This window comes from Caballeronia concitans (assembly GCF_001544615.1).
Lineage (GTDB): Bacteria > Pseudomonadota > Gammaproteobacteria > Burkholderiales > Burkholderiaceae > Caballeronia > Caballeronia concitans.
Genome location: NZ_FCNV02000019.1, coordinates 41,210 through 52,647, shown reverse-complemented (window position 1 = coordinate 52,647; position 11,438 = coordinate 41,210). Strand labels below are relative to the sequence as shown.

General features: G+C 66.6%; 12 protein-coding genes. 11 read left to right on the top strand and 1 reads right to left on the bottom strand.

The window, feature by feature from the left end:
• The first annotated feature begins 258 nt into the window (after positions 1 to 258).
• The 7 genes from AWB72_RS26775 to hutG are packed head-to-tail and all read left to right on the top strand — an operon-like array spanning position 259 to position 6,056.
• Positions 259 to 1,008: an IclR family transcriptional regulator gene (locus AWB72_RS26775; protein WP_040053593.1), complete on the top strand. Its 750-nt coding sequence runs from the start codon at positions 259 to 261 to the stop codon at positions 1,006 to 1,008.
• Between the two features lie 38 nt (positions 1,009 to 1,046).
• Positions 1,047 to 1,820, top strand: a complete 774-nt coding sequence (locus AWB72_RS26770; protein ID WP_040053592.1) for a transporter substrate-binding domain-containing protein — start codon at positions 1,047 to 1,049, stop codon at positions 1,818 to 1,820.
• 17 nt (positions 1,821 to 1,837) lie between these two features.
• Positions 1,838 to 2,506, top strand: coding sequence for an amino acid ABC transporter permease (locus AWB72_RS26765; protein ID WP_040053591.1), 669 nt, complete (start codon positions 1,838 to 1,840; stop codon positions 2,504 to 2,506).
• Complete coding sequence (locus AWB72_RS26760) at positions 2,503 to 3,267, top strand: amino acid ABC transporter ATP-binding protein (protein WP_040053590.1); 765 nt, start codon at positions 2,503 to 2,505, stop codon at positions 3,265 to 3,267. The genes AWB72_RS26765 and AWB72_RS26760 overlap by 4 nt, the downstream gene beginning before the upstream one ends.
• Positions 3,264 to 3,812, top strand: a complete 549-nt coding sequence (locus AWB72_RS26755; protein ID WP_087128975.1) for a HutD/Ves family protein — start codon at positions 3,264 to 3,266, stop codon at positions 3,810 to 3,812. Before AWB72_RS26760 ends, AWB72_RS26755 begins: the two co-directional genes overlap by 4 nt.
• Positions 3,809 to 5,209: a formimidoylglutamate deiminase gene (locus AWB72_RS26750; protein ID WP_040053588.1), complete on the top strand. Its 1,401-nt coding sequence runs from the start codon at positions 3,809 to 3,811 to the stop codon at positions 5,207 to 5,209. The genes AWB72_RS26755 and AWB72_RS26750 overlap by 4 nt, the downstream gene beginning before the upstream one ends.
• A 28-nt stretch (positions 5,210 to 5,237) precedes the next feature.
• Entirely contained in the window at positions 5,238 to 6,056 is an 819-nt protein-coding gene (hutG, locus tag AWB72_RS26745) for an N-formylglutamate deformylase (RefSeq protein WP_040053587.1), read from the top strand.
• Positions 6,057 to 6,096: 40 nt separating this feature from the next.
• On the opposite strand, the gene AWB72_RS26740 is transcribed toward hutG, so the two are convergent.
• Complete coding sequence (locus tag AWB72_RS26740) at positions 6,097 to 6,987, bottom strand: LysR family transcriptional regulator (protein ID WP_040053586.1); 891 nt, start codon at positions 6,985 to 6,987, stop codon at positions 6,097 to 6,099.
• A 96-nt stretch (positions 6,988 to 7,083) separates the two neighbouring features.
• Between AWB72_RS26740 and AWB72_RS26735 the strand changes: the two genes are divergently transcribed.
• From AWB72_RS26735 to AWB72_RS26720, 4 genes are read left to right on the top strand one after another with little or no spacing between them, the layout of a single operon-like run.
• Positions 7,084 to 7,977: an HpcH/HpaI aldolase/citrate lyase family protein gene (locus tag AWB72_RS26735; RefSeq protein WP_040053585.1), complete on the top strand. Its 894-nt coding sequence runs from the start codon at positions 7,084 to 7,086 to the stop codon at positions 7,975 to 7,977.
• Positions 7,978 to 7,992: 15 nt separating this feature from the next.
• Positions 7,993 to 9,183, top strand: coding sequence for a CaiB/BaiF CoA transferase family protein (locus AWB72_RS26730; protein ID WP_040053584.1), 1,191 nt, complete (start codon positions 7,993 to 7,995; stop codon positions 9,181 to 9,183).
• A 39-nt stretch (positions 9,184 to 9,222) separates the two neighbouring features.
• A complete protein-coding gene (locus tag AWB72_RS26725) occupies positions 9,223 to 10,032 on the top strand; it encodes an amidohydrolase family protein (protein WP_040053583.1) in 810 nt (269 codons plus the stop codon).
• A 28-nt stretch (positions 10,033 to 10,060) separates the two neighbouring features.
• Complete coding sequence (locus AWB72_RS26720) at positions 10,061 to 11,425, top strand: short-chain fatty acid transporter (RefSeq protein WP_087128973.1); 1,365 nt, start codon at positions 10,061 to 10,063, stop codon at positions 11,423 to 11,425.
• Positions 11,426 to 11,438: the final 13 nt, after the last annotated feature.

The window sequence follows — 11,438 nt, the reverse complement described above, 5'->3', positions numbered from 1 at the left end:
GGCGGCGGCGGGCTTCCACATTGGAATCAGGTCAGTGCGATGGCCGATTACCGCTTCTCGCGGCGCACCGATGTCTAGTCAGCGTCGCCCTTGAAGCAATCGCGCTTCACCAAAGTGCTTCTCCCCTCACGCCCCCAACAACCATCAGTGCAAACCCTAGCCCCTTATTCTCACCAGCCGGGAATCCTATTTTTGTCCGGCGGGAGTGACGTGGCATTCTGCGTTATCGCGATCGCTTCCCTTCAGGCAACACTCAACGTGACACAGGAATCCACCGTTATCGGCGCCGAGCGCCTGCTGCTCGTGCTCACCGCGCTCGCGAGCCACGGCAAGGCCATGTCCGTGAAGGACATGCTCGGCGCGACCGGTCTCGCGCAAAGCACGCTCTATCGCCAGGTCGCGCTGCTCAAGCGCTGGGGCTTCGTGACGGAGGACGCGGGCTACTATGCGCCCGGCCCCGTGAGCCTGCAGCTCGCGCTCGGCTTCGACGTCAATTCGATGCTGGTCGAAGCGAGCCGCGACGGCATGGTGCAGCTCTCGCGCGCGACGCAGGAGAGCGTCGGACTCATCGTCGCCATCAACGATCAGGTGATCTGCCTGGAAATGATCGAGAGCACCCACTCGCTGCGCTGCTCGTTCGAAAAAGGCCGCGCGGTGCCGCTGCGCGCGGGCGCATCCGCCAAGTCGCTGCTCGCGTTCATGTCCGAGAAAACGCGCAACGAAGCGCTCGATCGCCAGTTCGCCGACGACCCCGCCGCGCGCGGCGCGCTCGAAGCGGAACTGGAGCGCATCCGCGCGCGCGGTTACGCCGTGAGCGACAGCGAAGTCGATCCCGGCGTCTGGGGCGTGAGCGCACCCGTGTTCCGCCGCGTGTCGCGCGGCGCGGGCGCGACCGCATCGATCACGCTGATGGCCCCGTCCTCGCGCGCCGCGGGCCGCGAGCGGCAACTCGCCGACTGGACCGTGCGCACGGCCAACAGCATCTCCGCCCGGCTGCAATCCGCCTGACTCACTCAACGACGACCACACACTCTGGAGCCCACACCATGAAACTGAAAAGCCTTCTTTCTGCTGCGAGCCTCGGCATGGCGCTGCTGACGGCGATCGCGCCCGGCACGGCATCCGCGCAGGATTCGAACGTGCTCAACGTCGCGACCGACGCGACCTTCCCGCCGATGGAATTCGTCGACAAGGGCCAGCGCACCGGCTTCGACATCGACATCATGAACGCGCTCGCCAAGGCAATGGGCAAGCAGGTCCAGTGGACGGACATCGACTTCAAGGGTCTGATTCCGGGTCTCGTGGCGAAGCGCTTCGACGCGGCGATCTCGGGCATCTACATCACGCCGGAGCGCGCGCAGGTCGTCGATTTCACGCAGTCGTATTTCGCGGGCGGTCTCTCCGCGCTCGTCAAGGCGGACTCGCCGATCAAGACGCTCGCCGATCTCAACGGCAAGAAAGTGACCGTGCAGGTCGGCACGAAGTCGGTCAATTTCCTGCGCGACAACTATCCGCAAGTGCAGCGCGTGGAAGTGGAAAAGAACCAGGAGATGTTCGATCTCGTCGGTATCGGCCGTGCCGACGCCGCCGTCACCGGCAAGCCCGCCGCGTACCAGTTCGTGCGCACGCGCCCCGGCTTCCGCGTGCTCGACAAGGAGCTGACGACCGAAGCGTATGGCATCGCGGTGCGCAAGGACGAACCGCAACTGCGCGACCAGATGAATGCCGCGCTCGCGAAGATCAAGGCGGACGGCACCTACGACACCATCGTCAAGAAGTGGTTCAGCACGAGCGCCAGCACCACGGCAAGCGCGAAGTAATCCGGCGAATCCGACTCATGCAACTCGACTTCACACCGGCCTTCGCCGGTTGGGCCGATATCGCGCACGGCGCGCTGGTCACGGTGGAAGTGACCGCCGCCGCGCTCGTGCTCTCGTGCCTGCTCGGCCTCCTGATCGGCATCGGCCGGCTCCATCCGCAGCGGCGGCTCGTCTACGGCTTTTGCACCGGCTACCTGATCTTCTTTCGCGGCACGCCGCTGCTCGTGCAGTTGTTCCTGCTGTTCTTCGGCTTGCCGCAATTCGACATCCTGCTGCCCGCGTTCGTGTGCGGCATGCTCGGGCTCGGGCTGTATTCGGCGGCCTACGTGTCGGAGATCGTGCGCGGCGCGATTCAGTCCGTGGATCGCGGACAGATGGAAGCGGCGCGCTCCATCGGCATGTCGTCGGGACAGGCCATGCGCGCGATCATTCTGCCGCAGGCCATCGTGCGCATGATTCCGCCGCTCGGCAACGAGTTCATCGCGCTCATCAAGAACTCGGCGCTGGTGTCGCTCCTGACCATTCACGATCTCATGCACGAAGGCCAGAAGATCATCAGCGTGTCGTACCGGTCGCTGGAGGTCTATATCGTGATCGCGCTCGTCTACCTCGTGCTCACGCAGGCGACCAACTTCATTCTTCATCGCGTCGAGCGCCGGCTGCGCGCAGGAGGCATGGTGCAATGAGCAGCGCTCAACCTATCGTCAGCATTCGCGAACTCACGAAGTCGTTCGGGCCGCATCGCGTGCTGAACGGCATCGACTTCGACATTCAGCCGAGCCAGGTCGTGGTCGTGATCGGGCCGAGCGGTTCCGGCAAGAGCACGTTCCTGCGCTGCTGCAACGGGTTGGAGCAGCCCGAGCGCGGCACGATCGATATCTGCGGCCAACGGCTCGTCGATCACGGCGCGATGCTCAAGGAGCGCTCGCTCAACGCGCTGCGCACCGAAGTGGGCATGGTGTTCCAGTCGTTCAACCTGTTCCCGCATCTCTCGGTGCTGCACAACATCACGGTGGGTCCGCGCATGCTGCGCGGCGCATCGAAAGCCGACGCGGAAGCCGCCGCGCTCGCGCTGCTCAAGAAGGTGGGTCTGGAGCACAAGGCGGATGCCATGCCCGCGAGCCTGTCGGGCGGCCAGAAGCAGCGCGTCGCCATCGCGCGGGCTTTGGCGATGCAGCCGCGCGTCATGCTCTTCGACGAGCCGACTTCGGCGCTCGACCCCGAGCTCGTGGGCGAAGTGCTGCAGGTGATGAAGCTGCTCGCCTCCGAAGGCATGACCATGCTCGTCGTCACGCACGAGATGGGCTTCGCGAAGGAAGTGGCGGATGTCGTGGTCGTGATGGACGGCGGCGAGATCGTCGAAGCGGGACCGCCCGCGCAGATTTTCTCGGCTCCCTCGCAGCCCCGCACGCGCTCTTTCCTGCAGGCCGTGCTGTCGCGCGCATGAACCTGACCTTGATACGCGGCGACGCGCTCGTGGCGTCGCCGTGGAAGAACGGCGGCGGCGTCACGCGCGAAGTCGCGTCCCGCGCGAACGCCTGGCGCGCGAGCATCGCCGATATCGATCGCGACGGGCCGTTCTCCCGCTTCGACGGCATCGACCGCCTGTTGATGGTGCTCGACGGCGCAGGCGTGACGCTCGGCAGCCACGGCGTGCTGCGTGCATTCGACGTTGCCCGCTTCGCCGGCGACGCGCCAATTGCGGCACAACTCGCGAGCGGCCCGGTGCGGGTGTTCAACCTGATGACGTATCGCGGCGCCGCGCGCGCTTCGGTCGAACGCCTGCGCACGCCGGGCCGCCGGGCGCTCGGCACCGACACGGCGTTGCTGCTTTGCGCTCAGGGTTCGTTCGACGTGCGGGCCGGTGAGACGCGCATCGCGCTGAGCCGATTCGACACGCTGCGCATCGACGGGGCGCATTCCGTCGAGATCGATATACAAGGAGACGGCGTGCTGGTGTGCGCGTCGCTGGATACGGAAGCCGACTCATGAATTCATCCACGAAATCGCTGTTCGCCGCGCACGCGCTGTTGCCGGACGGTTGGCGCACCAACGTGCTGCTCGAATGGAACGATGCGGGCACGCTCGTCGCCGTCACGCCCGATACGCCTGCCGCGCCGCCGGATGCCGCGCGTGCGGCGGGGCCGGTCATGCCCGGCATGCCGAACCTGCACTCGCACGCGTTTCAGCGCGCGATGGCCGGCCTCACCGAATATCGCGCCAACCCGACGGACAGTTTCTGGAGCTGGCGCGACCTGATGTACCGCTTCGCCGCGCGCATCACGCCCGAGACGCTCGGCGCGATTGCGCGCTGGCTGTACGTCGAGATGCTCAAGGCGGGCTATACGTCCGTGTGCGAGTTCCACTACGTTCATCACGCGCAGGACGGCAGCCGCCACGCGCATCCCGCCGAGATGGCGGAGCGCGTCGTGGACGCCGCGAGCGAAACGGGCATCGGCATGACGATGCTGCCGGTGCTCTACCAGTACAGCGGCTTCGGCGCAGAGCCGCCGCGCGCCGACCAGCGCCGCTTCATCAACACGACCGACGCCTTCCTCGAGCTTCTCGCCACGCTGCGCGCGGCGCGTCCGGAGCACGGCGCGCTGCGTTACGGCATCGCGCCGCATTCGTTGCGCGCCGTGTCGGAGGAGACGTTGCGCGCCGCGCTCGAAGGGCTCGATGCGATGTCGCCCGGCGCGCCGGTGCACATCCACGTCGCGGAGCAGACAGCGGAAGTCGATGCCTGCCTCGCGGCGCTCGGCGCGCGGCCCGTGCAATGGCTGCTCGATCGTTTCGACGTCGACGCGCGCTGGTGCCTCGTGCATGCGACGCACGTCGACGAACGCGAAACGCTCGCGCTCGCGAAGAGCGGCGCGATTGCGGGCCTGTGCCTCACGACCGAAGCCAATCTCGGCGACGGCCTGTTCCCCGCGTTCGATTATCTCGATGCGGGCGGCGCGTTCGGCGTGGGCTCGGACAGCCATATCGGCGTGGACTGGCGCGCGGAACTGCGCCTGCTGGAATACGGCCAGCGGCTCGCGCGGCGTCAGCGCAACGTGCTGGCTTCGCCGCAGACTTCGCATGTCGCCGACCGCCTGTTCCGGGGCGCGCTCGCGGGCGGCGCGCGCGCGGCCGGCCGTGCCGTCGGCGCGCTCGAACAAGGCGCGCGGGCGGACTGGATCGTGCTCGATTCCGACCATCCCGCTCTCGCCGAACAGACCAGCGCGACCTGGCTCTCGTCCGCCGTCTTCTGCGAACACGGCGAAACGCCGGTGCGCGATGTCTTCGTCGGCGGCGAGCGCGTGATCCACGAGCGCCGTCATCGCGACGAAGCCAGGCATTACGCGGACTATCGCCGGGCGCTGGCGCAGCTTCTCGCCGACGCCTGAACGCAACCGTCATCCGATCCCAGCCATCATGACCGATCTCTTCTCACTCGAACGCGGCGATGCGCCGCTGATGATCTCCATTCCGCATCTCGGCAAGCACATTCCCGACGCTTTGCGCGACCGGTACACGGAGGTCGCGCTGACGGTCGCGGATACCGACTGGCATCTCGACCGCCTCTACGGATTCGCCCGCGCGCTCGGCGCGACGATCCTCGGCGCGCGCGTGTCGCGCTACGTGATCGACCTGAACCGGCCGTCGAACGACGAGAGCCTCTATCCCGGGCAGACCACGACGTCGCTGTGCCCGACCGAAACGTTTCGCGGCGCGCCGCTGTATCGCGATGGCTGCGCGCCCGACGCGGCCGAGCGCGATCGCCGCGTGGCCACGTACTGGCAGCCGTATCACGACGCCCTTCGCGATGAACTGACGCGCCTGCGCAGCCAGCATCGCAACGTGCTGCTGTGGGAAGCGCATTCGATCGCGAGCGTGCTGCCGCGCCTGTTCGAAGGCAAGCTGCCGGATCTGAACATCGGCACGCAGGATGGCCGCACCGCCGCGCCCCCGGTGCAGGAAGCGGTGCAGCGCGCCGCCGCCGCGAGCCCGTTCACGTGGATTGCGAACGGCCGCTTCAAAGGCGGCTACATCACGCGGCACGCCGGCGCGCCGCAGGACGGCGTGCATGCGGTGCAGCTGGAGATGTGCCAGTCCACCTACATGAGCGAGGATGCACCGTTCGACTATCTGCCCGAGGTCGCGCGGAAAGTGGAGCCGGTCGTGCGCGGGATGGTGAGCGGTGCGCTCGACGCGATCGTCGAACTAAATGCAAGCGGCGCGCGGGAAAACTGAGCGCGAGGCTCTCAGGCCGGCGCATCCAGGGAGGCCACGGTCAGCCACCGTTGACCACGCTCGCCGCGATCACTTCATCGGCGCATTGCATCAGGCCGTAGATGAGCCGCGCGCGCGGCGACGCCCGCTGCCAGACCATGCCGAAGCGGCGCGGCTCCGCCCGGACCGGCAACGCGAGCTGCACGACCGACAGCGCGGACGTCATCGGCGAGACGATATCCGGCACGAGCGATACCCCCAGTCCGCGATCGACCATCATCGCAATCGCCATCAGCGAGTTCAGTTCGAAGAGTTCGTTCGGCACGATCCGCGCGGCACGCAAGTACTGATCCGCCTGCTTGCCGCCGCCGAGCGTGCGGTCGTAGCGGATGAACGGCTCACGCTGAAGCAGTTCGTGCGGGTCCTCGCCGGCGAGCCGCGCGGGCGCGAGCACGACCAGCGGCTCTTCTCGCAGCAGGTGCCAGTCGTACGCCTTCGGCAGCGCGAAAGCCGGATGGAGGCAGATGGCGACATCGAGGTCGCCGCGCTGAAGCGTGTCGTATAGCTCCATCGACGTACCCGCCCGAATCAGCAGCTTCGCGCGCGGGAACGCGCGTGCGAAGTTGGCAAGCACATCGGGCAGCAGGCTCAAAAGCGCCGTCGTGATGGTGCCGATACGCAATTCCCCCGTCGCCTCGCCTTCCAGCGCGTGCGCCTTCAATTCCGCGAGATCGGCGACGAGGCCGCGCGCCCGCTCGATCACGCGATATCCCGCCTCCGTCGGCATCACCGTGCGGCCCGATCGCGTCAGGAGCGCGACACCCAGCTCGCGTTCGAGCGCCGACATTTGCTGTGCAATGGCAGCCGGCGTCACGCCGACGCGCCGCGCGGCTTCCGCCATCGAACCTGTATCGACGACGAGCAGGAGGTTGGACAGGAATGCCGTCTCCATAAGCTAGCTTTTCTTTCGTTTTAAGATAGACGCGGATAGTTTATCTAAAACGTGAGCGAACGTAGACTGACCGGCATACTAAAGCAAGGGAGACGTATGAGAAGCAAGCTCTTCGTCCCGGCCTCGCGCCCGGAACTCTTCGCCAAGGCGCTCGCCAGCGCCGCCGACGCCCTGTCGTTCGATCTGGAAGACGCCGTTTCGCCGGAGCGCAAGCCGCAGGCGCGCACCGATCTGCGCGCGCTGCTCGCCGCCGACGACGCCCGCGCGAGCCGCAAGACGCTGATCGTGCGCGTCAATGCGCTCTCGACACCGTATTTCGCCGCCGACATCGAAGCGGTCGCGCGCAACGGCGTATCGCTCGTCAACCTGCCGAAGCCGGAACATCCCGACGACGTCCGCGCCGCCGCTGCCGCGCTCGAAGCGGCGGAGCGCGCGAACGGCGTCACCGCGCCGATCGGGCTGCTGCTGAACGTCGAATCGCCCCGTGCATTGCGCCACGCGGCGGAACTGGCGCTCGCGCATCCGCGCGTCGCCGGACTGCAACTCGGCCTCGGCGATCTCTTCGAGCCGCTTTCGATCGCGCGCCGGGAAACCGCCGCGATCCAGCAGGCGATGTTCGCGCTGCGCGTCGCGGCGGGCGAAGCCGGCGTGTTCGCCTACGACACCGCATTCGCCAACATCAAGGACATCGACGGCTTTCGCGCCGAAGCGCAGATGGCGCGCGCGTTCGGCTTCATCGGCAAGAGCTGCATTCATCCGAGCCAGATCGCGATTGCCAACGAGGTGTTCCGTCCGTCCGATGACGACATCGCGCATGCCGTGCGCGTGGTGCAGGCGGCGCGCGACGCGGACGCGCAAGGCATCGGCGCGTATGTCGTCGATGGAACGATGATCGATCCGCCGTTCGTCGAACGGGCGCGCTCGCTCGTCGCGGACGCGGCGCGGCTCGGCCTGCTCTCGGAAGAACAGCGCGCCTGCGCAGGCATTTGAGAAAGGAGAAGTCAGATGGGACAACAGGCAGGACGGGGCGGACCGCTTTCGGGCGTCCGTGTGCTCGATCTGAGCGCCTATATCGCCGGGCCGTACGGCTGCACGCTGCTCGCGGATCAGGGCGCGGAAGTCATCAAGATCGAACCGCCCACGGGCGACAATCTGCGCAAGTATCCGTCGACGCTCGAAGCCGAAAGCCGCGCGTTTCTCGGCGTGAATCGCGGCAAGCGCGGCCTCGTGCTCGATCTCAAGCAACCGGAGGCGCTCGACGTGCTGCTGGCGCTCGTCAAGGAAGCCGACGTGCTCGTCCACAATTTCCGCCCGAGCGTGCCGGCGCGGCTCGGCATCGCGTACGAGCAGTTGCGCGACGTGAATCCGCGTCTCGTCTATTGCGCCGTGACGGGCTACGGCGAAGCCGGTCCGAACAAGGACAAGGCCGGTTACGACCAGGTTCTGCAAACGATGACCGGCATGTGCGCGCTGCAAGGCCCCGCCGGCGGTCCGCCCGAAGTGCTTTACGGATCGGTGGTCGATTACTACGCGGCGGCGCTGGTGGCGTCGAGCGTCTCGTCGGCGCTGTTCGCGCGCGAGAAGAGCGGCGAAGGCCAGTACGTCGGCGTATCGCTGTTGCGCAGCGCGCTCACGATGCAATCCGCGCGCATGATCTGGGCCGACAGCGAACCGAAGGACGTGGGCCGCGACATGCGCTCGGGCGGCATCACCGGCATTCATCCGACGCGCGAAGGCTATCTGTACCTTTCCGCCAATACGCCGCACTTCTGGAAGTCGCTCTGCGGGCTGACCGGCCTCGATGCGCTCGCAACCGACGAACGCTATGACACCGTGCGCAAGCGCGCGATTCATCGCGATGAAATCGTGCCGAAGCTGCACGCGGCGCTCGCACGGCGTTCGGCGCTCGAATGGGAAGCGCTTTTCGGCGATGCCGTCCCGTGCGCCGCCGCGCGCAGCATCGAGGACATGTTCGACGATCCTCAAGTGCTCGCCGAAGACATGGTCGCGCGGTTCGACTATCCGGGCGTCGGCGGATATCGCGGATTCAAGCATCCGGTGCGCTTCGGCGCGACGCCGCTGCCCGAGCCTTTCGCCGCGCCCGCATTCGGGCAGCACAGCGATGCCCTGCTGCGCGAAGCGGGCTTGAGCGACATGCAGATCGAAGCATTGCGCGCGAAGGCCGCCGTGCTCTGACCGGCTCACCGCACACAAGAACGGAGGAGACTTATAGCGATGAATTGCGACTCGCACATCCATATCTATGACCGCGCGTTCCTCACGCAAGGCGACGCGGCGGCCTTTCAAGAGAACGCCGATGTCGATGCCTACCGCAAGGTGCAGGCGAAGATCGGCACCGGGCGCGTGGTGATCGTGACGCCGCGCGTGTACGGCACGGATAACGCCGTCACCGTCGATGCCATCCGTCAGCTCGGCATCGACAATGCGCGCGGCGTCGCCGTGCTGAATCCGGACGTCACCGACGGAGAACTGGCCGCGCTGCATCAAGGCGGCATTCGCGGCATCCGCTTCACGCTCTATACGGCGAAGAACGCGGCCGTCGGCTTCGAGATGGTCGAGCCGCTTGCGCACCGGGTCGCCGAGCTTGGCTGGCACGTGCAATTGCACTGGACTGCCGAGCAGATCGTCGAGCATCAGGCGATGCTTGAGCGCATGCCCGCAACGATGGTCTTCGATCATCGCGCGCGTCTGCCGCTCGAAGCCGGCGAGCATCACGCGGCGTTCGATATCGTGCGCCGTCTCGCCGATGCGGGCCGCGCGTGGGTCAAGCTGTCCGGTCCTTATCTCGACTCGGCCGTCGGGCTGAAGCACCGCTACGCGGATGTCACGCCGATGGCGCGCGCATGGGTCCAGGCCGCTCCTGAACGGCTCGTGTGGGGCAGCGACTGGCCGCACGTGACGGAGACCGAGAAGCCCGACGACGCCTTCCTGCTCGACCTGCTCGCCGAATGGACCGAGGACGACGCGACCAGCGAACACATCCTCGTCACGAATCCCGCCGTGCTCTACGGCTTCGCACTCTAAAAGAACAAGACTTTCCCGGAGACACCGCATGAAAACCGCCGCCGCGCCGCCCCCCGTGCGCAAAAGACGCTTCACCGAAGCGACCATTCAGCTTTTCGAGCGCACTATCCCCGATCCCTTCGTGCTGGCGATTCTGATCACGGCGATCGTCGCGGCGCTGTCGTTCATCTTCGCGCCGCACGCAACCGTGCCGAAGATGATCGGCGGCTGGTACAAAGGCTTCTTCGACATCTTCACGTTCGCCTTCCAGATCACGCTCGTTCTCGTGACCGGCCACGCGTTCGCGCATGCGCCGCCGGTGCAGCGCATCTTCAAGGCGCTCGTCTCGATCGCGCGCACGCCCGCGCAGGCGGCCACGCTGACCTTCGTGCTCGTCGCGGTGACGTCGTTCTTCAATTGGGGCATGGGTCTCGTCGTCGCGGCGCTGCTCGCGCGTGAAGTCGCGAAGCGATTGCGCGTCGATTTCGCGTGGATCGTGGCGGCGGGGTTTTCGGGCTGGGTCGTGTGGGCGAGCGGCATTTCCAGTTCCATCGCGCTGGCGCAATCGACGCCCGGCAGTTCCATGAACGTCGTGCAGAAGCTGACGGGCGCGGTGCTGCCGTTCGGCGAAACCGTGTTCACGCGCTTCAACCTCGTGCCGACGCTCGTCATGCTGTTCGCGATGCCCTTCGTGCTGATCTGGCTCAAGCCGCGCGACGAAGATGTCGTCGCGCTCGACACGGAGAAGTTTCCCGACGCGCCCATGCGCGAGAGACCCGAAGGCAAGCAGAGCTTCGCGCGCCGGATCGAGCATTCGTGGATCGGCAGCGCGTTCATCGGCGTGGTGGGCGTGGCGCTGATCGTATTGACGCAATTCCAGAAGATCCCGTTTTCCGGCGTGAACGCGGTGATCTTCGTGATGTTCATCGCGGGCGTGATTCTGCATGGCTATCCGCTCGCGTATGCGGACGCCATCAAGAACGCCGCGAAGCAGACCGGCTCGATGATGCTCCAGTACCCGCTCTATGGCGGCATCATGGGGATGATGGACGCGACCGGCCTGCCCGATACCATCTCGCACTTCTTCATCGCCATTTCGAATGCGCACACGCTGCCGTTCTGGAGCTACGTGTGCTCGCTGATCGTCACCTTCTTCATTCCGAGCGGCGGCGGCCACTGGGCCGTTCAGGGACCGTTCGTCGTGCCCGCCGCGGTCGCGCTGCACGCGTCCGTCCCCGCCACCACGATGGCCGTCGCGATGGGCGAGCAGGTCTCGAACATGTTGCAGCCGTTCTGGGCCGCGCCCGTGGTCGCGATGGCAGGCGTCGGCGTGCAGCGCGTGCTCGGCTTCACGGTGATGACGTTCGCGCTCGGCTTGATCGTGTATGGCGCGGCGCTCTTGATCTTCGTCTGAGGCGCCGTGAAGT